Annotated in this window: 23 protein-coding genes; 17 read left to right on the top strand and 6 right to left on the bottom strand. The window is 69.4% G+C overall.

What is annotated here, in order from left to right; all coding sequences use genetic code 11:
- Positions 1-52 precede the first annotated feature (52 nt).
- From RLT59_RS03860 to RLT59_RS03840, 5 genes are all read right to left on the bottom strand, one after another.
- Positions 53-880 (bottom strand): ATP-grasp domain-containing protein, encoded by an 828-nt coding sequence (locus RLT59_RS03860; RefSeq protein WP_311302055.1) that lies wholly within the window; start codon positions 878-880, stop codon positions 53-55.
- A gap of 265 nt (positions 881-1,145) precedes the next feature.
- Entirely contained in the window at positions 1,146-2,366 is a 1,221-nt protein-coding gene (locus RLT59_RS03855) for an acyl-CoA dehydrogenase family protein (protein WP_311302054.1), read from the bottom strand.
- Between the two features lie 4 nt (positions 2,367-2,370).
- Entirely contained in the window at positions 2,371-2,844 is a 474-nt protein-coding gene (locus RLT59_RS03850) for an SCP2 sterol-binding domain-containing protein (RefSeq protein ID WP_311302053.1), read from the bottom strand.
- Between the two features lie 92 nt (positions 2,845-2,936).
- Entirely contained in the window at positions 2,937-3,200 is a 264-nt protein-coding gene (locus tag RLT59_RS03845) for a hypothetical protein (RefSeq protein WP_311302052.1), read from the bottom strand.
- Between the two features lie 221 nt (positions 3,201-3,421).
- Positions 3,422-4,636 (bottom strand): PucR family transcriptional regulator, encoded by a 1,215-nt coding sequence (locus tag RLT59_RS03840; protein ID WP_311302051.1) that lies wholly within the window; start codon positions 4,634-4,636, stop codon positions 3,422-3,424.
- Between the two features lie 998 nt (positions 4,637-5,634).
- Here RLT59_RS03840 and RLT59_RS03835 point away from each other — a divergent pair.
- The 17 genes from RLT59_RS03835 (at position 5,635) to RLT59_RS03755 (ending at position 22,901) form a co-directional block, all read left to right on the top strand.
- Positions 5,635-6,279 (top strand): hypothetical protein, encoded by a 645-nt coding sequence (locus RLT59_RS03835; protein ID WP_311302050.1) that lies wholly within the window; start codon positions 5,635-5,637, stop codon positions 6,277-6,279.
- Positions 6,280-6,423: 144 nt separating this feature from the next.
- Positions 6,424-7,923, top strand: coding sequence for a DUF6801 domain-containing protein (locus RLT59_RS03830; protein WP_311302049.1), 1,500 nt, complete (start codon positions 6,424-6,426; stop codon positions 7,921-7,923).
- Positions 7,924-7,963: 40 nt separating this feature from the next.
- Entirely contained in the window at positions 7,964-8,923 is a 960-nt protein-coding gene (locus RLT59_RS03825; RefSeq protein WP_311302048.1) for a hypothetical protein, read from the top strand.
- A gap of 650 nt (positions 8,924-9,573) precedes the next feature.
- Entirely contained in the window at positions 9,574-10,569 is a 996-nt protein-coding gene (locus RLT59_RS03820) for an ABC transporter ATP-binding protein (RefSeq protein WP_311302047.1), read from the top strand.
- Positions 10,566-11,423: an MlaE family ABC transporter permease gene (locus RLT59_RS03815; RefSeq protein ID WP_073734360.1), complete on the top strand. Its 858-nt coding sequence runs from the start codon at positions 10,566-10,568 to the stop codon at positions 11,421-11,423. The genes RLT59_RS03820 and RLT59_RS03815 overlap by 4 nt, the downstream gene beginning before the upstream one ends.
- A 3-nt stretch (positions 11,424-11,426) precedes the next feature.
- A complete protein-coding gene (locus RLT59_RS03810; RefSeq protein WP_073734361.1) occupies positions 11,427-12,230 on the top strand; it encodes an MlaE family ABC transporter permease in 804 nt (267 codons plus the stop codon).
- Positions 12,230-13,543, top strand: a complete 1,314-nt coding sequence (locus tag RLT59_RS03805; RefSeq protein ID WP_311302046.1) for an MCE family protein — start codon at positions 12,230-12,232, stop codon at positions 13,541-13,543. Before RLT59_RS03810 ends, RLT59_RS03805 begins: the two co-directional genes overlap by 1 nt.
- Positions 13,540-14,571, top strand: coding sequence for an MCE family protein (locus RLT59_RS03800; RefSeq protein WP_311302045.1), 1,032 nt, complete (start codon positions 13,540-13,542; stop codon positions 14,569-14,571). Before RLT59_RS03805 ends, RLT59_RS03800 begins: the two co-directional genes overlap by 4 nt.
- Positions 14,568-15,587, top strand: coding sequence for an MCE family protein (locus tag RLT59_RS03795; protein WP_311302044.1), 1,020 nt, complete (start codon positions 14,568-14,570; stop codon positions 15,585-15,587). The genes RLT59_RS03800 and RLT59_RS03795 overlap by 4 nt, the downstream gene beginning before the upstream one ends.
- A 1-nt stretch (position 15,588) precedes the next feature.
- The gene (locus RLT59_RS03790; RefSeq protein WP_311302043.1) at positions 15,589-16,704 is read left to right on the top strand and encodes an MCE family protein; all 1,116 of its coding nucleotides are present in this window, start codon (positions 15,589-15,591) and stop codon (positions 16,702-16,704) included.
- Positions 16,701-17,864 (top strand): MCE family protein, encoded by a 1,164-nt coding sequence (locus tag RLT59_RS03785; RefSeq protein WP_311302042.1) that lies wholly within the window; start codon positions 16,701-16,703, stop codon positions 17,862-17,864. Before RLT59_RS03790 ends, RLT59_RS03785 begins: the two co-directional genes overlap by 4 nt.
- Complete coding sequence (locus tag RLT59_RS03780) at positions 17,861-19,126, top strand: MCE family protein (RefSeq protein WP_311302041.1); 1,266 nt, start codon at positions 17,861-17,863, stop codon at positions 19,124-19,126. Before RLT59_RS03785 ends, RLT59_RS03780 begins: the two co-directional genes overlap by 4 nt.
- Positions 19,123-19,644 (top strand): hypothetical protein, encoded by a 522-nt coding sequence (locus RLT59_RS03775; RefSeq protein ID WP_311302040.1) that lies wholly within the window; start codon positions 19,123-19,125, stop codon positions 19,642-19,644. Before RLT59_RS03780 ends, RLT59_RS03775 begins: the two co-directional genes overlap by 4 nt.
- Complete coding sequence (locus RLT59_RS03770; protein ID WP_311302039.1) at positions 19,641-20,291, top strand: hypothetical protein; 651 nt, start codon at positions 19,641-19,643, stop codon at positions 20,289-20,291. The genes RLT59_RS03775 and RLT59_RS03770 overlap by 4 nt, the downstream gene beginning before the upstream one ends.
- A gap of 59 nt (positions 20,292-20,350) precedes the next feature.
- Positions 20,351-20,881, top strand: coding sequence for an Rv1363c family protein (locus RLT59_RS03765; RefSeq protein ID WP_311302038.1), 531 nt, complete (start codon positions 20,351-20,353; stop codon positions 20,879-20,881).
- 39 nt (positions 20,882-20,920) lie between these two features.
- Positions 20,921-21,643: a hypothetical protein gene (locus RLT59_RS03760; protein ID WP_311302037.1), complete on the top strand. Its 723-nt coding sequence runs from the start codon at positions 20,921-20,923 to the stop codon at positions 21,641-21,643.
- 22 nt (positions 21,644-21,665) lie between these two features.
- Positions 21,666-22,901, top strand: a complete 1,236-nt coding sequence (locus RLT59_RS03755) for a lytic transglycosylase domain-containing protein (RefSeq protein ID WP_311302036.1) — start codon at positions 21,666-21,668, stop codon at positions 22,899-22,901.
- A 15-nt stretch (positions 22,902-22,916) separates the two neighbouring features.
- On the opposite strand, the gene RLT59_RS03750 is transcribed toward RLT59_RS03755, so the two are convergent.
- A complete protein-coding gene (locus tag RLT59_RS03750; protein WP_311302035.1) occupies positions 22,917-23,984 on the bottom strand; it encodes an ATP-dependent DNA ligase in 1,068 nt (355 codons plus the stop codon).
- Positions 23,985-24,036 lie beyond the last annotated feature (52 nt).

Raw genomic sequence — 24,036 nt, 5'->3', positions numbered from 1 at the left:
TGCACCCTCACACCGCGCCCCGTCACCCGCATGCCGGGCGCCGCCGGATGTGTCAGGCCGGCAGGTCCCTGAGCGAGGCCTTCAGCCGCGTGACGAACGCCTCCCGCACCGGCTCCGCCACCCGGTCCAGCGAGAGGTACGGGTTCAGGTCCTCCAGCTCGACGAGGAGCAGCTCACCGTCCGCCGTCCGGCACGCGTCGACCCGCTGGATCCCGTGATCGAGGGTGTTCCAAGCCACGAAGGACCGGGCGAACTCCAGGTCCGCCGCACTCGCCCCGTACGGCTCCAGCACCCACCGCCGCTCCGGGTGCGGCGCGTGCAGCGCGTACTGGAAGTCATGGTCCACGAAGTAGAAGGACACCTCGTAGCGGAGGTCGATCCGGGGCTGGACGAGCTGTGTCCCGTCCGCCTCCGGGCCCACGTCGGGACTCCGTACGAAGCGCAGACCGGCCGAGTCCGCGCCCAGCTTCGGCTTGATCACGTATCCGTCGGCCTCCGGCAGCAGTCCCAGGTCCGCGACCCGGTCCACGGTCGGGATCACCGGATACCCGGCCCGGCTCAGGTCGACCAGGTACTGCTTGCCCGCCATGTCGCCCCGGCCGGTCAGCGGGTTGTAGACCCGGGCGTCCAGTTCGCGGGCGCGTGCGCGGAACGCGTCGTACGCCTGCTGGTAGTGCAGCACCGGGCCGCTGTTGCGTATGACGGCCATGTCGAATCCGGCCAGCAGCGCGGCGGCGTCGCGCGGATGGCACAGCGCCGTGTCGAAGTCCTCGCGCAGCCGTGCGGTCAGGAAGATGTCCTCGTCGCAGTAGCGGCGCCCGCGTGCCTCGTAGGCCAGGTCGGTGACGAAGAGGAGGGACGGGCGCGGGCCGGTGGCCATGATGTTCCCCAAGGGGTGTGTGAGCGGACGGGTGGTCAATAACCTGGACGGCGTCGCCCGTCAACGACCCTGGAGCGTCATGACGTCTGCCCCGCGAGAGCCGCTCGCCCCGCGAGAGCCGCCGGTGCCCGACATTCTCTCGCCCGCCTTAGCCGCCGATCCCTGCGGGGCCTACCGGATCATGCGCGACAGAGACCGGGGTGAACCAGTTGCTGGACGCGATGCCCGATGTACGGCTCGCGGACGGCGGCTGCCCGGTGCCGGCTCAGCGGATGTGGCGTCCCGAGATCGCCCGCGCGATGACCAGGCGCTGGATCTCGCTGGTTCCTTCGAAGATGGTGTAGATCTTGGCGTCCCGGTACATCCGCTCGACGGGATGCTCGCGGCTGTACCCCGCGCCGCCGAGGATCTGCACGGCCTTCTCGGTGGCGGTGACGGCGAGTTCGCCCGCCCGGAGCTTGGACATGGAGCCCTGCCCCGCGTCGAAGGTGCGGTCGTTGCGGGCCATCCACGCGGCCTGCCAGATCAGCAGCCGTACGGCCTCGATCTCGGTACGGATGTCGGCGAGCGCGAAGGCGATCGACTGGTTCTCGATGATGGGGCGGCCGAACGCCTCGCGCTGACCGGCGTACTCCAGCGCGTACTCGTACGCCGCTCGCGCGATGCCGAGCGCCTGCGCGCCGACGGTGGGGCGGCTGACCTCGAAGGTCGCCATCGCCGCCTGCCCCTTGCCGCCCGAGCCCTCGCGGGCGCGGGCGCGGGCGAGGCGGGCGTCCAGCTTCTCCTTGCCCCCGAGCAGACAGTGCCCGGGGACCCGGACGTCGTCCAGGAAGACGTCCGCGGTGTGCGAGGCGCGCAGGCCGAGCTTCTTGACGGTGCGGCCCGCCTCCAGGCCCTTCGTGGCGGGCGGCACGATGAACGCGGCCTGTCCGCGGGCGCCGAGCGCCGGGTCGACAGAGGCGACGACCACATGGACCTCCGCGATCCCCCCGTTGGTGATCCACGCCTTCTGGCCGGAGAGCACCCACTCGTCCTTGGCCTCGTCATACCGGGCCTTCGTGGCCATCGCGGAGACGTCGGAGCCGGCCTGCGGTTCGGAGACGCAGAACGCCGCCACCTTCGGCTCGTCCTCGTCGCCGTAGCACTGCGGAACCCACTCCGCGAGCTGGTCAGGCGTGCCGGAGGCGAAGATCCCGGCGACGGCGAGGGAGGTGCCGAAGAGCGCCATGCCGATTCCGGCGTCGCCCCAGAACAGCTCCTCGTTGGCTATCTGGAGGGAGAGCCCCGTCGGGTCGCCGTACATGTCGGCCAGTGACTCGAACCCGTACAGACCGATCCGGGCCGCTTCCTGGATGACCGGCCACGGGGTCTCCTCGCGGGCGTCCCATTCGGCGGCCGCCGGGCGCACCACCTGGGCGGCGAAGCCGTGCACCCAGTTGCGCAGGTCCTGCTGTTCCTCGGTGAGGGCGAGGGAGAAGTAGCTCATCGGCTCAGGCCTTGGGGATATCGAAGTAGCGGGTGAGGCCCGAGGCCAGACCGACATCGCCGGCCACCTTCAGCTTGCGCATCATGAACATCGTCACGGGATTGCCGTTGCCGGAGACCAGCTTGAGGAACTCCGCGTCGCCCATCACCAGCGTCGTGCGCGGTTCGGCGTCGGAGCGGCCCGCGCTGACGGTGCAGGCGCCGTCGGCTATCGCGGTCTCGTACACCTCGTCGGTGTCCCCGGTGATCTTCCAGCGGATCAGCGCCTTGAGCTGTCCGGCCGCCTCCGGGCGGAACTGCTGCCTCATCCGGCCGAAGACCTCGCCGAGCACCCGGGCGCGCAGTTCGCCGTGCATGACCTCGCCGAGCTGCCTGGCGGACAGGCCCTTCACGATCCGCGCGAACTCCGGCGGGGAGACGGCCGCGAAGTCGAGTGCGGCCAGTTCACCGGTGAGGTTGCCGCTGCTGTTGTCGGCCACGCCGGTTCCTTACTCTGAAGTAAACTTACTTTTGAGTAAGGTAAGTGCCGGGCCGTCCCTCCGCAAGACGGAGGCGGGGCGGCGCGGGGAAGTCACCAGGCGCTGCCGGGGCGCACCGTCAGCAGGGGGTGGTGGGCGGCCAGGACCTTGTTGGCGCGGGCCAGCTCCGACAGGGCCTGCTCGCGGTCGGCCTGGTCCTCGATGCCGAGCCGCGGACCGCGGAACCTGCGGACCTCGCGCGCGGCGCACTCGCCGTCGAACTCCGCCTCCAGGATGTGCTGCGGGATGCAGGAGCCGATCAGTGCGGCGACCCGGTCCGGGATCGGCACGGGGACGAGCAGGTGTGAGGCGGTCATGGGGGTTCCCTCTCGAATGGTGGCCAGGAGGTCGAACGGTGCGGCCGCCGGGTGGGCGGTCGACTCCTCCATACAACGGGACGCAGTTCCGGGTTTCTCGTTCAGAACGTCTCCGTGTGGCAACCGTTTGGGAGTGACCGGGTATTTCGCCTTACCTGTAAGTAAGTTGACTCGCGGTGAGGGGCGTGATCCGGCTGGAGGCCGTCCCGCCGCGCGGTGCACTACAGGGCGGATTCCTCGCTGCGGGCGCGCAGCTGGAGTGCCCGCAGGACTGCCTCGGTGGAGAACCTGCTCTCGGGGTCGATCAGTTGTTGACCGAAGATGGACTCCAGGTTGCGCATGCGGTAGCGGACGGTCTGCGGGTGGACATCGAGGAGCTCGCCCATGTGGGCCGCGGTGCCGCGGGTGTCGAGCCAGATGCGCAGGGTCTCGACGAGGCGTTCCCGGCGGGTGGCGCTGATCTTGGCGATGGGCGCGAGCTCCCGCTGGGCGAGCTGGTCGAGCAGGACCGGGTCGGACAGCAGCCACAGGGTGATGAGGTGGTCCTCGCACAGGACGAACGGCGCGTCCTCGATGACACCGGCGTCGACGAGTTCGAGGACCCGCCTGGCCCAGCGGATCGAGTCCGAGGCCAGCGCGGTGGGGACGGTCAGGCCGATCGCGGCGCGACTGCCCAGGAGTGACTGGTCGAGCATGGATCTTCGCGCGTCGTCGAGGGGCCCCGGGATCAGTAAGTGCGGCTGCGGATCGCTGAGATCGGCCAGGATGTCGCGGTCGGCGCTGACCCGGTCGAGCCCGGCGGGGGTGCGGACCGCGACCAGGGTGACCTCCTCGGGGAGTGTCCACCCGGTCTGCTCGCACAGCTCGGCGATGGCGGTACGGGGCACGGGGCGGCCGGCCAGGATCAGGTGGAGCAGGCGCCGGCGCATGGCCTCGCTCTGCTCGCCCGACTGCGACTGCACCTCCAGGAAGCCCTCGCGGGAGAGCGATTCGAGCTCGTCTATGTAGGCGAAGAGGGCGTCCGCGAAACTGAGCATCAGGGTCGGTGAGAAGTTGTAACTGCGGCCGACCTTCTTCGCCCGTCGCAGTGCGACACGGGCGCCGAGCCGGTAGGCGCCCTGGAGCGTTTCCATGGTGCGGCCCTCGTAGGCCTCGAACCGTCCGAACCGGCGGCACATGTCGTCCCGTAACGAGGTCGATGTGGACGGTTCCGCGACCAGATCGACGAACGAGGAAAGGCTCTGCTCGACACCGACGCGAATGGCCTGGCCGTTGGGTCCGCTGAGCAGTCGCGCGTATTCCGGATAGGCCCGGGTGACCTCGACGCCGATCTCCTTGATGAGGCTGGGGAGTTCGGGCCGCATGATCGCGGCGAACTCCTGGGGAAGCGGTCCCAGCGGATCCCCCGTGTCCAATGGCGAAATGACTTCTCGCATGACGTGTCCCCTTGCTCTCCGGCGCCCGGTGGGGGGTGAGGCAGTGGGGGAAAGCGCTCCCACAAACCGACAGGTGCGTACCAAGTCCGCGATGAAGATAGACCAAGTCAACGACCATGCACACCACTTGCACAAGATCGAAGTGCAGGGGGCGCACATCTCGGCCCCGTTGTGGTGCTCCGGTGCAGGTCGGAAGCGACTGCTCACTTCCGGACAATATTTTTCGGACATTTACCGCCGTGGCGACAAGAAAGTGTGCCTGCGGCGTCCGTGACGGCCTGTCGGGCGGCCGGGCCGGCTGCCACGGCGGCGGGACGCGTCACGGGGCGGCGGGCATCCTCGCGCCCGGTCTGCGGAGCCCGGAGGTCCGGTGGTGCGAAAGTGCCTCGCGCGAAGAGTAATTCGAATTTCGGTGAGAAATCCATCGTTCGTTCCGGAAGAAAGATTCGGGGCCGAGGTCCGGACGAATTCCGAGTCGTCCGTGCCGGAGTTTTGGGCCCAGTGCCGGAGCTTGTCCGGCCCGCCCGCCGAGCCACCCGTACGGACTCCGTGGGCGGCTCCGCCCAGTTCAGCGACGCTGTACCGGAAGACGGTCGGGCCGCACCCGGTGGCGTGATCGACGATCTTACCGGCGGGTAGCTGGTCGGGCGAGGGGAGTTCGCCGCTTCTGTGGCTACGCCTCAGGTGAGTGTGCGGAGGCGGCACCGGCCCCCGGCCCGCGTACAACTACTCACTTTCGGATAGAAAATCGTGGCGATCTGCTGAGTTATCGCTAAGACGGAATGTCTTTATCGAGAGGCTCGGGGAATTTCGGTGCCGGGTATTGCAGCGTTGGGCTACTGGCTCGTAACGTTCGATCCGCACGGAGTTCGATCACGCAGTCGAGTCCATCGACTTCTGCGTTCCATGATGTTGAGCCGCCCTCGCACCGAACCCTTCGCCGGGCGCGGTGCAAGGCAATCGGGTACGTCCAACTCCACATTCCGGAGGTAAGTTCCGTGAGAAGCACCCTCAAGCGAGCGCTGTTCGCGACCACCGTCGCCGCGGCGGCACTCGGCTTTGCCACGACGTCGGCCTCGGCCACCGCACTCGCGACGTGGACCGTGACCAACCCCAGTGGCACCTTCTCGGCGTCGCTCAAGTCCGGCACCGTGGCCACCCTGGTCGACACCGCCACCAGCCAGCAGGTGGACTGCTCGACGGCGTCCGCCAGTGGAACCTCGACGAGCGGGACGTACGCCACCGGTACGGGCCTCGCCAAGATCACGGCCGCCACCTTCGGTTCGGCCGCCAGCCCGTGCCCCGGACCGCTCGGCTCCTCCTTCACGGCGGTGCTCGCCTCGGGCTCCACCATCAGCGTCAACGGGAGCACCTACAGCGGCGGCGTCACCAAGGGAACGCTGTCCGGCATCCGCGTCAACCTGACGGGTGACACCATCCTGGGCACCTGCAAGGCCGTGATCACCGGCAGTGCGAGCAACGCGAGCTACACCAACTCCACCGGCGAACTCAAGATCGCCAAGGGGACCGGCCTGAAGGTGGAGAGCGCCACCAACTGCAGCGGGCTGCTCAACACCGGCGACGCGGCCACCTTCGACGCGACGTACAAGCTCGTCACGCCGATCACCATCACCTCGCCGTAACCGGACCGGGGCCTTCGTACCGGGAGAGGGTTGCGGAGCAGAGCTCGTCTCTGTCCCGCGGCCCTCTCCCGGCGGCGGACCCGTCCGCCATCCGATTCCCATGGACGAGTGCTGAGCACCGAGACGACGGCAGGTTGGGTCGAGATGAGATTCAGGACGAGCGATCCGCGGCGTGCGGCACGGATCGCGACGGTCGGCGCGCTGGCCCTGATGACCGGCTTGATGACGGGCACCGGGGAAGCCAACGACACCCGGGTCGCGGAGGCGGACCTCGGCTACACCTGTGAATCGCCCTCGGGCCCGGTGCCGGTCGCCGTGAAGGTCGCGGCGGAGCTGCCCCTCACCGCGAACATCGGGACTCCGGTCCGGGCCACCGACGTGAAGGTCTCCCTCACACTGCCGCGTTCAGCCGTCTCGGATCTGCCGGGCATCGACTCCGCCCTCGTCTCGGGATCCGCGAGCGTGGTGGCCGACGTCTCGCAGCGGGGGGAGACGACGTCGGTGCCCTGGCAGGGGCTGGAGATTCCGGAGGGGCCGGCTCCCGCCGAGGGCGACCTTGAGCTCACGGCCACCGGGGACGTGCCGACGATCACTCCGAGATCCAGCGGATCCATCGGCTTCGCCCTGGGGCACCTCGACATCGGCCTCGCCTTCCGGGCCGCGGAGGGCGAGGCGACCGCGCCGTCTCCCGCGCCCACTCCCATCCCGTCTCCCGTCTCCCTCTCGTGCACCATCGACCCCGACCGGAGCGCGGAGCTGGCCGCCGTGGACGTGCCCCAGCTGGCCGGGACCCCGGCGCCGGGATCCGAGGACTCTCCCGGCGTACCCGGCACGTCCAGGAACAGCACCGGCCTCAGCGCCGAACCGAAGGCACAGGACGTCCCGGAGCCCGAGCCGGGGAAGGTGAGCGTGCCCGCCGACTGCACGGTGATGACGGGGCCGATCCCGCAGGTGCCGAAGAACGCGCACGGCTACATGGCGGGGTACTCCAACGTCAACAAGCTGCACGGAGCGGCGAAGTTCAGCGACCCCGGGCTGCTCCGCCTCAACCTGAACACCTCGGTCTCCTTCCTCAGCTGCCCGACGGGGGTGAAGAGCTGGCTGACCACCGACGGCACGCTCGACTACCACGGCAAGCCGCAGATGCCGCCGGCCAAGGCCACCTTCGTCACCTTCGGCTTCATGCCGACGACGGCGAAGATGGAGCTCACCCTTGAGGGCCGCGTCGGCATCGGGACCCTGGGCGACTCCGCCCCCGATCCTGAGACCAAGCAGTACAAGGAGACGACGACCGCCGTCGCGCTCCTGCGGATACGGCTCTACGACGTCGACGTCAACGGCGAGCCGCTGGACGTCGGAGCCAACTGCCGCGCCGTGAGGCCGATGGAGCTCGAACTCGTCGGCAAGGGCAGCACCGGTACGAACGGTCCCGTCGGGTACACCGTGAAGACCGGAGGGCCGCTGACCGGCACCTCGGACATACCGCCGTTCGCCGGATGCGGGGTCACGGAGGACCTCGACAACCTCCTCACGGCGTCGGTGTCCGGGAAGGGAAACTTCACCAAGATGATGCAGTCCCCTCTGTGTGTCGAGGATGTTCCGGCGAACTGCCCGGAGCCCCCGAAGCCCACTCCCGAACGCTGAGGGCGCTGCCACCCCGCTTCCAAGAAAGGCTGGACCATCAATGAGCGCTGTCCAAAAACGTGTCAGACCCGCTCTGCTCGCCGCTCTTGTGGCGGTGGCCGTCGGCATACCGCTGAGCACCTCTCCGGCGAGCGCCGCCTCGGCCCAGGCCATGAACGGCAACTGGAGCCCCTTCGACCGGTGTCCGGTCGACGACCCGGCCATGCTCGCCGCGGACGGCACGACGGACATCGCGATATGTGTGTCCTCGCACTCCGCGAGCGGCTCCATCAAGCTCGGCAACACCGAGGCGACGACCGGCGCGAACGACCTCCAGTTCGGCGTGGTCCGCAACGCGGACACCGGCGTCTCCAGGATCGTGGCGCCGGCCGGCGGCGCGATCGTCGGGGATCCCACGAACATCCCCGGCGGCCTCCTCGGGCTCATGTGCCCCAGCGGCATTCCGGTGGTCTCCAGTATCTGCGGTCAGCTGGCCGACAGCAGCCTCAACCGGGTCGTGGCAACGGTGGAGTCGGCGGGCACACCCACCAACTTCGACCTGACCGCGGGGATGCAGAGCGGAAAGACGATCGTCGACATTCCGGTCCGGATCCACCTGCAGAACACGTTCCTCGGGTCCAAGTGCTACATCGGGACCACGTCCAAACCGGTCGTGCTGCGTCCGCAGAACCTCACGGTTCCGGCGTTGGGCAGCCAGCGCTTCGACGCCTCCGGCACCCCGAACACCGCAGGGCTGCTGAACCGCCTCTCGCTGACCGGAAACGACCAGGGCGACAGCGGGTTCGCCGTTCCCGGGGTGAGCGGCTGCGGCCCCCTGACCCTCGGCGAGCTCAACTGGGCGGTGAACCTGAAGACCGCGCTGCCCTCTGCGGCCGGCAACAACCACCTGGTGCTCAATGACGCCGCCACCTACACGGCGGGGCTCGCTCTTCCGGGCAGCGCCGCGCCCAATGCCGGCCGGGCGCTCTCGGACAGCTGGCACGCAGGGGTCGCCAAGTAGTCGGTACTTCTCTCTTTCCGCGCCCCGCCCGGAATTCCGCTCCGGGCGGGGCGCAGGCATGCCGGAACGACTCCGGTGAACCGGTTCCGGTGACTCGGAACGACTCACTTGGTGATAAGTGAATTCGGGTCTTTACTCACCTCCGTACAGAAACGACACAGCCGTCAACGGGCGGCCAAAAAGTTCAGGAACCGCTATTGCGAAGGCAGGTTACTGGGCCGTAGCGTCCCAGGTGGGCGGTACGGAAACGCGTCCGTAGTCGTTCGCTCGACGCACATGGAGTCCAGGTCGCGCCCCCCTTGTCCAGGATTTCGCACCGGGAACGATCAGCCCCCGAACCCTCCGTCCGGTGGTGGCGATCCCGCTGTCGGGGCTTGCCGCTCCGGCCTCCGCCGGCCGGGGCCCCGACTCGCACGCCGGAGATCTTGCGCAGATTCCGACAAAGCCGCCGCATGGCTTTGTCATTCGGTGACAAGTGATCCACAACGAGCACCTTGTTCGTCGATTTCCGCTGTTCAACAGCTTGTCCTGGCGGTTTCTGCGGACATAACGTGCGCCTCCTGGTGCATGTGTGACGAGCCGCCATTGGATTTCTCGGAGCCGGAGCGCTGACAGATGACCACGTTCACCTATACGTCGAGGGAGGGCCGATGGGAATCGAAGTAGTCGTTGAAGGCCTAACGAAATCCTTCGGTAAGCAGAACATCTGGCAGGACGTCAGCCTCACCCTGCCCGCCGGTGAAGTGAGCGTGATGCTCGGTCCTTCCGGTACCGGAAAGACCGTCTTCCTGAAGTCGCTCATCGGTCTGCTCAAGCCCGAGCAGGGACGCGTGCTCATCAACGGCGTCGACATGGTGAACAGCCCGGAGCGGAAGATCATGGAGACCCGGAAGCTCTTCGGTCTCATGTTCCAGGACGGTGCGCTCTTCGGGTCGATGTCCCTCTTCGACAACATCGCCTTTCCGCTGCGTGAGCACACCCGCAAAAAGGAATCCGAAATCCGCCGGATCGTCATGGAGCGGATCGACATCGTCGGACTTCTCGGCGACGAGGACAAACTGCCCGGCGAGATATCCGGCGGTATGCGCAAGCGGGCCGGGCTGGCCCGCGCCCTCGTCCTGGACCCGCAGATCATCCTCTGCGACGAGCCGGACTCCGGCCTCGACCCGGTCCGCACCGCCTACATCTCGCAGCTGCTCATCGACCTCAACGCGCAGATCGACGCGACGATGCTGATCGTCACCCACAACCTCGACATCGCGGCCACCGTCCCGGACAACATGGGCATGCTCTTCTGCCGCAACCTCGTCACCTTCGGGCCGCGCGAGGTGCTGCTGACCAGCGATCTGCCCGTCGTCTCCCAGTTCCTCTCCGGCCGCCGCGAGGGACCCATCGGCATGTCGGAGGAGAAGGACGCCGCCACGCTCGCCGCGGAGGAGGTCAACGGCTACGGGCAGGGCATCAGTTCGGCCAACGCCACCCGCACCGTGGTCCCGCAGCTGGAGCCCTCGCCGGGGCTGCCCGTACGGCAGGGCGCGCTGCGCCGCCGGGAGCGGGTCATGTCGATGATGGGGCAGCTGCCGGAGGCCGCCCGTACGGCCATCCTGAACAGCTACAGCCCGGCGGCGGGCGGTGGACGCCCGTGACCGCCCCGATGCCGGTGCGGCCCCCGGAGCCCCCCGGGCCGCCCTCGGACCGGGTGCCGGAGAAGGCGCCGGAGCAGAGACGGCCGAGCCGGCTGTTCGCGCCGCTGCGCGAGACGGGCAGGCTCTTCACCCTCGCCGGGACCGTGTGCCGCGAGACCTTCCGCCGGCCCTTCCAGGTGCGGGAGTTCATCGAGCAGTTCTGGTTCGTCGCCAGTGTCACGATCCTGCCCGCCGCCCTCGTCTCCATCCCGTTCGGCGCGGTCATCGCCCTCCAGGTCGGCTCCCTCACCCAGCAGCTCGGCGCCCAGTCGTTCACCGGCGGCGCCAGCGTCCTCGCCGTCATCCAGCAGGCCAGCCCGATCATCGTGGCGCTGCTGGTCTCCGGCGCCGCCGGTTCCGCGATCTGCGCCGACCTCGGATCCCGCAAGATCCGCGAGGAGCTCGACGCGATGGAGGTCATGGGCGTCTCGCCCGTACAGCGCCTCGTCGTCCCCCGGGTGCTGGCGACCATGCTGGTGGCCGTGTTGCTGAACGGACTGGTCTCCGTCGTCGGCACCCTCGGCGGCTACTTCTTTAACGTGATCCTCCAGCACGGCACCCCAGGCGCCTACCTGTCCAGCTTCTCCGCCCTGGCCCAGCTGCCCGACCTGTACATCAGCGAGATCAAGGCCCTGATCTTCGGCTTCATCGCGGGCATCGTCGCCGCCTACCGGGGCCTCAACCCGCGCGGCGGCCCGAAGGGGGTCGGGGACGCGGTCAACCAGTCCGTCGTCATCACCTTCATGCTGCTGTTCTTCGTGAACATGATCCTCACGGCGATCTACCTCCAGATCGTCCCCGCGAAGGGGAGCTGACCGATGTCGATGCTCAGCTGGCTCGACCGATCCGGCGACCAACTCACCTTCTACGTACGGGCACTGCTCTGGATCCCGCGGACCCTTCGGCGCTATCTCAAGGAGGTGCAGCGGCTGCTGGCCGAAGTCGCCTTCGGCAGCGGCGGCCTCGGCGTCGTCGGCGGCACCATCGGCGTGATGATCGCGATGACGCTGGCCACCGGCACGGTCGTCGGCCTCCAGGGGTACGCGGCGCTCAACCAGATCGGCACCGCCGCGTTCACCGGCTTCATCTCCGCCTACTTCAACACCCGGGAGATCGCCCCGCTCGTCGCCGGACTCGCGCTCTCCGCGACCGTCGGCGCCGGCTTCACCGCCCAGCTCGGCGCCATGCGGATCAACGAGGAGATCGACGGCCTGGAGGCGATGGGCGTGCGGTCCATGCCCTACCTCGTCACCACCCGCATCATCGCCGGGGTCGTCGCCATCATCCCGCTCTACGCGATCGGGCTGCTCTCCTCCTACGTCTCCTCCCGCTACGTCACCGTCCTGTTCAACGGGCAGTCGGCCGGCACCTACGACCACTACTTCAACCTCTTCCTGTCTCCGCAGGACGTACTGCTGTCGGTGCTCAAAGTGCTGATCTTCAGCGTGATGGTGATCCTCGCGCACTGCTACTACGGCTTCCACGCGACCGGCGGACCCGCCGGTGTGGGGGTGGCGGTGGGCCGCTCCGTGCGCAACGCGATCGTGCTGATCAGCGTCACCGACTTCTTCCTCTCGCTCGCCATCTGGGGCGCCACGACGACGGTGAAGGTGGCCGGCTGATGAACACCCGGACCACGCGCAACACCCGCCGCAGAGTCTCCGGAGTGGCCCTCCTGCTCGTGCCCGCCGTACTCATCTGGGTGTCGATAGCGGTGTACAACAAGGACTTCACCGACGACGCGACCGTGACGGTACGCACCGGAAGCGTCGGCAACGAGATGCACGACAACGCCGATGTGAAGCTGCGCGGAGTCGTCGTCGGGCAGGTCCGCGACATCTCCGCCGACGGCGAGGGCGCCCGCCTCACCCTCGCCATCCAGCCCGGCAAGCTCGACCGGATCCCCGCCGACGTCACCGCCCAGATGCTGCCCACCACCCTGTTCGGGGAACGGTTCGTGGCACTCGTACCGCCCGCCGTACCCTCCGCGGACACGCTCCGGGCCGGAGCCGTCATCCCGCAGGACCGCTCCGGCAACGCCATCGAGCTGGAAGAGGTCCTCGACAACGTCCTGCCGCTGCTGACCGCCGTCCAGCCGCAGAAACTCTCCGCCACGCTCAACGCGGTCTCCCAGGCGCTCAGGGGACGCGGCGAGAAGCTGGGTGACACCCTCGTCAGGCTCGACGCCCATCTCCAGAAGTTCAACCCCCAACTCCCCACGCTCAACGCCGACATCAAGGAACTCGTCAAGGTGAGCAGGGTGTACGGGGACGCCGCCCCCGACGTCCTGGACGCGCTCACCGACTTCACCACCACCAGCGGGACGCTCGCGGACCAGCAGGCACAGCTGGCCGGCCTCTACGGTTCCACCAACGCCTCCGCGCAGGACCTCACGACGTTCCTCCAGGAGAACAAGGACAACCTGATCCGGCTCTCCGCCACCGGCCGGCCCACGCTTGAACTCCTCGCGAAGTACTCCGACGAGTTCCCCTGCACCCTGCGGACCGTGGCCGGATTCGTCCCGGCGATGGACAAGGCGCTCGGCAAGGGCACCGGACAGCCCGGCCTCCACGTCACCCTCAAGCCCGTGAAGTCCAAGGGGAAGTACGTGGCCGGCAAGGACACCCCGGTCTACGACGCGAGCGGCGGACCGCACTGCTACTCCGTCCCCTACGTCGGCACGACGGAGCCGACGGCGGCCGGACGGGCCGCGGCCTCCCCGGCCCCCGGCGACAAGGCGGCCGCGGACCCGCCCGCCGACACCGGGCAGAAGGCGACGGACACCTCCCTCGGCATGCCCAACTCCTTGCAGGAGAGCCGGCTCGTCAACGAGCTGGTCGCTCCCTCACTGAAAGTCCAGCCGCAGAGCCTGCCCGACTGGAGCAGCGTGCTCATCGGCCCGGCCTTCCGCGGTGCGGAGGTGAAGCTCAAGTGAAGCGCCGCTCCCTCGCGGGACCGCTCGCGAAATCGATCGTCTTCATCCTGGTGACCGTCCTGGCCACCACCGTCCTGGGGCTGTCCATCGCCAACACCGGGGTCGGTGACACCACCTCGTACAAGGCGAGGTTCACCGACGCCACCGGGCTGATCGTCGGTGACAGCGTACGGATCGCCGGGGTCAAGGTGGGACAGGTCGAGTCGATCGAGGTCGCGGACAAGCGGCTCGCGGAGGTCGGCTTCGCCGTCCGCAAGGGGCGCAGCCTCCCCGCCTCCGTGACCGCCTCGATCAAGTACCTGAACATGGTCGGCCAGCGCTACATCGACCTCGACCGGGGCGCCGGACCGGTCGGCCGGAACTTCCAGGCCGGAGCGACCATCCCGCTCTCGCGCACCACACCGGCCCTCGACCTCACCCAGCTCTTCAACGGCTTCCAGCCGCTCTTCGAAGGGCTCTCCCCGCCCGACGTCAACCAGCTCGCGGGCTCCATCGTCCAGGTGCTCCAGGGCGAGGGCGGCACCGTCGACAGCATCCTCCAGCACGTCGGCTCACTGACCTCCACGGTCGCGGCCAAGGACAAGGTGATCGGCGAGGTGATCAAGAACCTCAACACGGTCCTGAAGACCGTGAACGATCGGGAGGCCGGCTTCAACGACCTCGTCGACACGCTCCAGAAGCTCGTCACCGGCTTCTCCGGCGACCGCAAACCCCTCGGACAGGCGGTCACCGCGATGGGCGCGCTGACCACCGTCACCGCAGGCCTGCTCCAGGACGGCCGGGCGCCCCTCAAGGACGACATCAAGCAACTCGGCCGCTTCTCCGACCAGCTGGGCAAGGGCACCCCGCAGATCGAGAACTTTCTCCGGAAGACCCCCGCCAAGATGGAGGCGATCAGCCGGCTCGCCTCCTACGGCTCCTGGCTCAACCTCTACCTCTGCGAAGCCAAGGTCAGCGGCGTGAGCACAGAGGACGGCAGCGCGCCGCCCACCGGCATCGCGATCACCCAGCCGAGGTGCCTGGCATGAGAATCAAACCCCTTCGGGAACGCAACCCCGTCGCCATCGGCATCGCCGGACTGCTCGTCCTGGCCCTCATCGGCTTCGGCGCCTACCGCGCCGACTCACTGCCCTTCATCGGCGGCGGCACCACCTACACCGCCGACTTCACCGAATCCGCCGGGCTCGGCTCCGGCGACGAAGTACGGATCGCCGGCGTCAAGGTCGGAGAGGTCACCGGCGTCTCGCTCGACGGCGACAAGGTCAAGGTCAGCTTCCGGGTCAAGGACGCCTGGATCGGCAACTCCTCCACCGTGGGCATCGCCATCAAGACCCTGCTGGGCGACAAGTACCTCGCCGTCGACCCGCTCGGCACCGGCCCCCAGGACCCGGACCTGCGCATCGCCGCGAACCGCACCACCTCCCCGTACGACGTCACCCAGGCGTTCAACGGACTGGGCGAGACCATCGGGGAGATCGACACCAAGCAGCTCGCCAAGAGCTTCGAGACGATCTCCGCCACCTTCAAGGACTCACCGCCCGACGTGAAGAGCGCCGCCGACGGGCTCTCCGCACTCTCCAGGACGGTCTCCCAGCGGGACGCCCAGCTGGCCACCCTCCTCAAGGGCAGCAAACAGCTGACGAAGACCCTCGCCCACAAGAAGAGCAGCTTCGAGACCCTGCTGGAGGACGGCAACCTGCTCCTCGGCGAGATCCAGGCCCGCCGCGACTCCATCCATCTGCTGCTCACCGGCACCCAGAACCTCGGCATCCAGCTCACCGGACTGGTCGCGGACAACAACAAGCAGCTCAAGCCCACCCTGGAGTCGCTCGGCCGGGTCACCGCCGTCCTGGTCAAGAACCGCAAGAGCCTCGACAAGGTGCTGTCCCTGACGGGCTCCTACAACCGGCTCGTCGGCAACACCCTCGGCAACGGCCGCTGGCTCGACAACTACGTCTGCGGAGTCGTGCCCAGGGACTACCTCCCCGCCGGCACGCCCCCGGCGACCGGATGCATGCCACCCAAGCAGCAAGGCGGCCGCTGACATGAGAATCACGCGCATCGTCGGCATCGGCGCCGGACTCGTCGTCGTGGCCGTCGCGGCCACCTCCGGGGTGATGGCCATGGACGACGAGGGCAAGACGACGGTCACCGCCTACTTCGACCAGGCCACCGGCGTGTACGCCGGATCGGACCTGCGGATCCTCGGAGTGAAGGTCGGCACGGTCGAGTCCGTGCGGCCCAAGGGCGAGGAGGTCGAGGTCAGGCTCCGCGTCGACAAGGGCGTCAAGGTGCCCAAGGACGCGCACGCCGTCGTCGTGGCCCCCAGCCTGGTGGCCGACCGGTACATCCAGCTCGCCCCCGCCTACCACGGGGGACCGCTGCTCGCGGACGAGGCCGAACTGCCCGCGTCACACAACGCCACCCCGGTCGAGGTCGACCAGCTGTACGCCTCCATCACGGAGCTCTCCACCGCCCTCGGCCCCGACGGGGCCAATTCGGACGGCGCGCTGGCCAGGCTCCTGGACACCGGAGCGAAGAACCTGGACGGCAACGGAAAGGCGATCGGGAACTCCATCGAGCAGTTCGGCAAGGCGACGAAGACCCTCGACAAGAGCAGCGGAAACCTCTTCGACACCCTGTCCTACCTGCAGACCTTCACCACCATGCTGAAGGACAACGACGGCAACGTCCGCAAGGCCGAACAGCAGCTCAACTCGGTCACCGGATTCCTGGCCGACGACAAGGAGAACCTCAGCGCGGCCCTGAAGGAACTGGGCACCGCACTCGGCCAGGTCAAGACCTTCATCAAGGACAACCGAGGCGTCCTGAAGGCGAACGTGGACGCCCTGGTGCCGATCACCCAGGCCTTGGTGGACCAGCGGGCCTCGCTGGCCGAGTCGATGGACACCCTGCCGCTCGCCGCGGACAACGTGATCAAGGCCTACGACCCCTTGAACCGCACCATCAACGGCCGCACCAACCTCAACGAACTCTCCATGGGCGGACCGCTCACCGAGGAATCCGCAGACCTCAGCGGGCTCACGCCGGTGGACGCCACCCGGCAGAAGGCGCTGCCCTCCCTGCCACTGCCCGCTGTGGGCACCGTCTACGGCACCCCGGAGAAGTCCGCCACGCAGAAGAAGGGGGCGAAGCGATGAGCCGCTTCCCGCGCCGGCCCGGCGCCCGCGCGACCGGCGTCGCCGCCGTGCTGGCGGTCGGCGTCGGCCTGGCCCTGATCGCCACCACGGTCGACCTGCCGACGTTCACCGGCATCGACCAGGTGCCGCTGCCCGGCGGCGCGGACCTCGGCGACCACCCGTACGAGATCACCGCCGAGTTCGGGGACGTACTCAGCCTCGCCCCGCAGTCCTCGGTGAAGGTCAACGACGTGGCCGTCGGCCGGGTCACCAAGATCTCGCTCGCCTCCGGCAGCTGGAACGCCAAGGTGACCATGCGGGTCGACGGAGGGATCAGACTCCCCGCGAACGCGTACGCGCACCTGGAACAGTCCAGCCTGCTCGGTGAGAAGTACATCCAGCTCTCACCCCCCGCCACCGGCACCGCCAAGGGTGCCCTCGCGGACGGGGACCGCATCCCGCTCACCCGGACCAACCGGAACCCGGAGGTCGAGGAGGTGTTCGGTGCACTCTCGATGCTCCTCAACGGCGGCGGCATCAACCAGCTCAAGACCATCACCACCGAGCTCAACAAAGCCCTGGCCGGACAGGAACCCCAGGTCCGCTCCATGCTCAAGCGGGTCAACACCCTCGTCACCAACCTGGACGACCACCGGGCGGACATCACCGACGCCCTCGACGGCGTCAACCGGCTGTCCGCCACCCTCGCCACCCGCAAACAGGACGTCGGCACGGTCCTCACCAAGCTCAGCCCCGGCATGAAGGTCCTGGAGAAGCAGCGCGGCTCGCTCATGACCATGCTGCACTCGCTCGACACGCTCTCCACCGTCGCCGTCGACACCGTGAACAAGAGCAAGGCCGACATCGTCGCGGACCTCAAGGCCCTCGCTCCCACCCTCCAGGCACTCGCGGACTCCGGCCAGGACCTGCCCGACTCCCTCCAGGTGCTGCTCACCTACCCGTTCACCGACGAGGTGCTGCGCGGCGTCAAGGGCGACTACCTCAACGTCTACCTGGACATCACCGCACTGCCCGGCACCCAGATCGTTCCGCCGATCATCCCGCCCGGCGACGCCACACCCCCGGCCGTCCAGGGCGCCACCGCCCAGAAGTCCGCCGCGGCACTGCCGCTGCCCCTTCCCTCGGTGACGGGCCAGGCCACGAAGGGGAGCAACCGATGATCACCCTGGCCATCCGGCTCAAGAACATCGCCTTCCTGATCATCGCGGTGCTCGTCCTCGGCTACCTCGGGGTGCGCTACGCCGACCTCGGCCACTACGTCGGCATGCGCGGCTACTACACCGTCAAGGTCCAGCTCCCGCGCACCGGCGGCCTGTTCACCCACTCCAACGTCACCTACCGGGGCGTGTCCGTGGGCCGGGTCGGTCCGATCGAGCTCACCGACGACGGCGTGGAGGCCGAACTCCGCATCGAGAAGGACGCCCCGCGCATCCCGGACGCCCTGAAGGCCGTCGTCGCCAACCTCTCCTCGGTGGGCGAGCAGTACGTCGACCTGCGGCCGACCCGCTCCGAGGGCCCGTACCTGGCGAACGGCTCGGTGATCGACCAGGCCGACACCACGGTCCCGGCGCCCGTCACCGACGTGCTCACCAGCGTCAACGACCTCGCCGGCTCCGTCGACCTGGAGTCCCTGCGCACCGTCGTCGACGAATTCGGCACCGCCTTCGAGGGGCGCGGCGACGACCTCCAGGTCCTGCTGGACACCAGCAGCGACTTCGTCCGGGCGGCCGACGACGCGCTCCCGGTCAACACCCGGCTGATGATCGACGGAGAGACCGTGCTGCGTACCCAGGCCGAACAGGGCGACGCGCTCAAGGGCTTCGCGTCCGGCGCCAAGGAACTGGCCGCCGAGCTCAAGGGATCCGATACCGATCTGCGCAAGCTGATCGCCGTCGCCCCGGACGCCACCGGCCAGATCAGCGGACTGCTGCGGGACGTCGACCCGAGCTTCGGAGTCGTGGTCGCCAACCTCCTCACCACCTCTGACGTGGCCGTCACCCGGCAGCGCGGACTGGAGGAACTGCTGGTGAGGCTCCCGGAGGTCGCTGCCGCGGGCTCCAGCGCGGTCGACGAGAACGGGGCCAGGTTCGGCATGTCCGTCACCTTCTTCGAGCCGCTGCCCTGTACCTCCGGCTACGGCGGTACGACCTACCGCAACGGACTCGACGTCACGGCCGGTCCGGCACTCAACACCAAGGCCCGCTGCGCCTCTTCGCCCGGAACGGGCATCAACGTCCGGGGCAGCGCGAACGCCCCGAAGGGCGGCGCCCTGCCCCCGCCCGCCAAGCCCGGCTCGATGCTCCTGGGCGGCGGCAAGGCGGCGGGCCGGCTGCCGGGGGCGCTCGGTGTCACCCCCGACACCGCCCCGGCCGCCGACGGCATGGCCGGACTGCTGGGCCTCGGTCAGGGAGACGGCTCATGACCGCGCGTACGAGAACCTCGGTCGGCTGGGCCGCGCTGCTCGCCGCCGTACTCGTCTGCGCACTCGGCGGCTGGTCGTACGCCCAGGTGCGCGGTGACGACGACCTGGCCTACGCCAAGGCCCGGGACACCGCGCTGGCCGACGGGAAGGCCCACCTCGCCCGGCTCAACAGCCTGGACAGCAAGGACGCCAAGAGCGTGGACGCCGGACTCGCCGGCTGGCTCGGCTCCTCGACCGGCCCCCTGCACGAACAGCTGAAGAGCACCCGGACCAAGGACGCGAGCGAGCTGACGAAGTCCGGCTCGACGGCGCGCGGCAAGGTCACCGACGCGGCGCTCACCGCGCTCGACGAACGGACCGGAACGGCACAGATGATCGCGACGGTCGATGTCCAGGTCACTCCGCGCACCGGAAAGGGCGGCACGGAACGCAAGCGTTTCGAGGCCGCCCTCGCCCGGACCCCGGACGGCTGGAAGGTCAAGGCACTGACGGCGATACCGGTCGGGAGCGGCACATGAGGCGACAGGGCGGGGCGACGGCCGTGACCACCGGAACGGAGGACCGCACCAGTGAGGAACCGGCCGCGGCAGACACGGTGGACGAACCCACGGCGGAGGAAGCCGAGGCAGAGGACCCGGCGCCGGACGAGGCGCCCTCCGCTGCGGGGGGCCGCAGGCTGCGCCTTGTGGTCTGGACACTGGTCGTGGCGCTGCTCCTCGCCGGGGGCGGGCTCTTCGTCATGGGCCGCCAGCTGCGCGACACACCCGCCACCTCCAACGCGGCGCTCACCGACAGCGAGTCGACCACCCGGGTTGCGGGAGACGTCACCAACGCGCTCGGAAAGGTCTTCTCCTACAGTCCCTCGGCCACCGCCGTCACCAAGGAGTCCGCGAAGCAGCTGCTGGCGGGCAAGGCGCTCCAGCAGTACGCGGCACTGTTCGGCCAGGTCGAGAAGCAGGCCGCCGATCAGAAGCTCACCCTCACCACCCACGTCGTACGGGCCGGGGTGACCCGGCTGACCGACGACAGCGCCCATCTGCTCGTCTTCCTCGACCAGGTCTACGAACGCCGGGGCAAGACCGCCAGCACGGCGGCCGCCCAGCTCTCCGTCACCGCCCAACTGCGGGACGGCCGCTGGACGATCGTCGAGATCACCTCCAGATAGCGCAGCGGTACGGAACACCGAACAGAACAGCACAGGCCGGCCGGCAGGGAGAGGCAGCAATGGCACGGGTACGGATGACGGGGAATCCGCTGGTGGCGGCGGCGATCGTGCTGACGGTCGCGGCGGCGGGCGCGGCGGGCTGGGGCGGGGTGTCCCGGTACCAGGCGTCGCACGACGACTCGGCGGCGTACGCGCAGACCCGCGACGACGCGCTGGCCGCGGGCGAGCAGGCCGTGCAGAACATGAACACGCTCGACCACCAGAAGCTCGTCCAGGGGCTCGACAGCTGGGAGGACTCCACCACGGGCGACCTGCACCAGCAACTCGTGGACGGGCGGGACGCGTTCGTGAAGCAGATCAAGGAGGCCAAGACCGTCAGCACGGCCAAGGTGCTGTCCGGCGCCGTCACCGAGCTCGACGACCGGGCCGGCCGGGCCGGGGTCATGGTGGCGCTGCGGGTGACCGTGACCGCGCCGAAAGGAAAGCCCGCGGTGAAGGAGAGCCGGATGCTCGGGCAGCTCACCCGTACCTCCGAGGGGTGGAAGCTCAGCGCCCTCGGCCAGGCGCCCGTCGGCAACACCGCCGGCTGACGCCACCGACTCCCACCCCGCACCGAGAGGACCCCGGACATGTCGACGACCCGTCACCTCGTCAACCGACAGCGCCGCCTGGCCACCGTCGCCGCCGCGGAACGCACCGCCGCGACCACCACCGCGCCCGAGCCCGCCGGACCGGACACCGAGTCCGAGGCCGAGCCCCGGTCCGAGGACGAACCGGCGGGCGAACCGGGGGAGGAGAAGGAGAAGGAGAAGGCGCCCCGGTCCGTTGGGCCGGTGCGGCTGCGGGTCTCGCTGCCCGCCGTGCTGTGCGTCCTGACCGTGCTCCTCGGTTCCTTCGCCGCCTGGTCGTTCACCTCGGCGGGCAGCCTGCGCGACGAACCCGGCCGGCAGAACACCGCCCTCACCGACATCAGCCGCACCAGTGAGGTGAAGGGGCAGATCACCGAGGCGGTGGGCGCGGTGTTCTCGTACAACTACGCCTCGCCGGCCAAGGCCGACACCGCGGTGAAAAGCTATCTGGTGGGCAAGGCGGTCCAGCAGCACAAGGACATGCTCGCGGAGGTACGGGCCCAGGCGCCCAAGCAGAAGCTCGTCCTCACCACGACCGTCACCGAGAGCGGTGTGGAGCTGCTCGACGGCGACCGGGCCCGGCTGCTGATCTTCGCCGACCAGAGCAACACCCGTACCGGCAAGTCGGAGGAGACGACCTACGCCGCGGCGATGTTCGCCGTGGACGCGGTCCGCCGGGGCGGCAGCTGGCGGATATCGGCCATCGACACGTTCTCCCGGTGACCCGGGGGAGAGGAGAGCACGCATGAGGTTCAACGGCACCATGCGCCGCGGTCTCGGCGGCACCGCGGCCGCCGTCGCCGCGATGGCAGCGCTCACCGCCTCCCAGGGACCGGGGCTCGTGGCGCACCAGGAGACGCCGAAGCAGCGCCAGGAGACCGACGAGGTCAGGTGGTCGGAGGTCCCCAACGACGACTCGTACCACACCGAACTGCCGCCGCTGAAAAGCCCCGAGCCGCCGAAACCGGGGGTGAGACGGAGCCCGGTCGTCGTCGCTTCGTGGGCCGAGGCGGGGATTCCGGCCACCGTGCTCGACGCCTACCGCAAGGCGGAGGCCGCCATGCGGCGCGGCGATCCCGGCTGCGGGCTGCCGTGGCAGTTACTGGCCGCCATCGGCAAGGTCGAGTCCGGACACGCGGGCGGCGGCAGGGTCGACGCCCATGGCACGACGCTCTCCCCGATCCTCGGACCGGTGCTCAACGGCGCGGGCTTCGCCAACATCCCCGACACCGACGGCGGGGCGTACGACGGCGACAGGACCTTCGACCGGGCGGTCGGCCCGATGCAGTTCATCCCCTCGACCTGGGCGCACTGGAAGCGGGACGGCAACGGCGACGGACGCGGCGACCCGGGCAACGTCTACGACGCGGCCCTGGCGGCGGGGGCCTACCTCTGTGCCGGATCGCGCGATCTGACGGTACGGGCCGGTCTCGACGCGGCGATCCTGAGCTACAACCACTCGGACACGTATCTGCGCACCGTCCTGTCGTGGCTGGAGTTCTACCGCAAGGGCACCCATCCGGTCGCCGACGGCAAGGGCCCCGTCCCGAAGAGCCCCGGCGCCGGGAGCCCGAACGCGCCCAAGCACCCCGTGGGCGGGCCCGGCAGCGGGAAGGACGGCGACAACGGGGGCATCGAGGTCGGCCCCCAGCCGGGCCACACGAAGACCCCGCCGGCATCGGCGTCCCCGGATCCCTCACCCGGCGGCTCCGGCTCCCCTGACCCCGGCGGCTCCACAGGGCCGGGCTCTTCGCCCGATCCGACGGACAGCGGGTCCGCCACCCCGGACCCCGGCACCAGCCCCGACCCGTCCACCACTCCGGATCCGGACCCGAGCACCACGGAGCCCGCTCCTGGCTGCACGACGGACGCCCCGTCGCCGGACCCGAGCGACACGGCCGGGGCCACCGAGTCGCCGTCTCCAGAGCCGAGCACGACCCCCGATCCCTGCACCACGCCCACGGTGCGGGCCGCCGGCTGAGACCCGGCGGTCCGCTCAGCCGCCACCGGCCGACAGCACGGAGGCGAGGTCGTACCGCACCACCTCCTCCAGCTGCTCGTACGTGCAGCTGCCGGGGTCGCGGTCCGGCCGCCACCGGCGGAACTGGGCGGTGTGCCGGAACCGGTCGCCCTCCATGTGGTCGTAACTCACCTCGCAGACCCGCTCCGGGCGCACCGGCACCCACGACTGGTCCTTCTTGCCGGACCACCGGCTCGGGGTGCCGGGCAGCCGGGCGTGCTCGTGCGCCTCCGCGTCCTCCCAGGCCCCCCAGGGGTGGCCGGCGAAGTCCGTGACCAGCGGCTCCAGTTCGGCGACGAGCTCCGCGCGGCGCTTCATCGGGAAGGCCGCGCACACCCCCACGTGCTGGAGGGCGCCCGCCCCGTCGTACAGGCCGAGCAGCAGCGATCCGACGACCGGGCCGCTCTTGTGGTGGCGGTAGCCCGCCACCACGCAGTCGGCGGTCCGCTCGTGCTTGATCTTGTACATCGCCCGGGTGTCCGGCCGGTAGGGCAGGTCGAGCGGTTTGGCGACGACCCCGTCGAGACCCGCCCCCTCGTACCGGTCGAACCACTCCTGGGCGACGGCCGGATCGGTGGTCGCGGGGGCGAGGTGGACGGGGGCGGAGGCGGCGGACAGCGCGGCCTCCAGCACCCTTCTCCGGTCCGACTGCCGCGTGCCCATCAGCGAGTCGTCGCCCACCGCGAGGACGTCGAAGGCGACCAGGGAGGCCGGGGTCTGCTCGGCCAGCAGCCGCACCCGGGAGTCCGCGGGGTGGATGCGCTCGCTGAGCCGCTCGAAGTCGAGCCGGCCCCCGTGCGCGATCACGATCTCGCCGTCGATCACACAGCGCTCCGGCAGGTTGTCCCGGACCGCCGTGACCAGCTCGGGGAAGTAGCGGGTGAGCGGCTTCCCGGTGCGGCTGCCGATCACCACCTCCTCGCCGTCCCGGTGCACGATCGCCCGGAAGCCGTCCCATTTGGCCTCGTACTGCATGCCCGGCGGGATCCGGGACACGGACTTGGCGAGCATCGGCTTCACGGGCGGCATCACCGGCAGATCCATGGATCGATTGTGGACCGTCCAGCGACTGGAGTCTCCCGATATGCGGCATATG

Origin of the sequence: Streptomyces sp. ITFR-6 (assembly GCF_031844725.1) — a bacterium.
Lineage (GTDB): Bacteria > Actinomycetota > Actinomycetes > Streptomycetales > Streptomycetaceae > Streptomyces.
The sequence above is the reverse complement of the archived record's forward strand: the minus strand, read 5'-3'. Positions and strand labels throughout refer to the sequence as shown.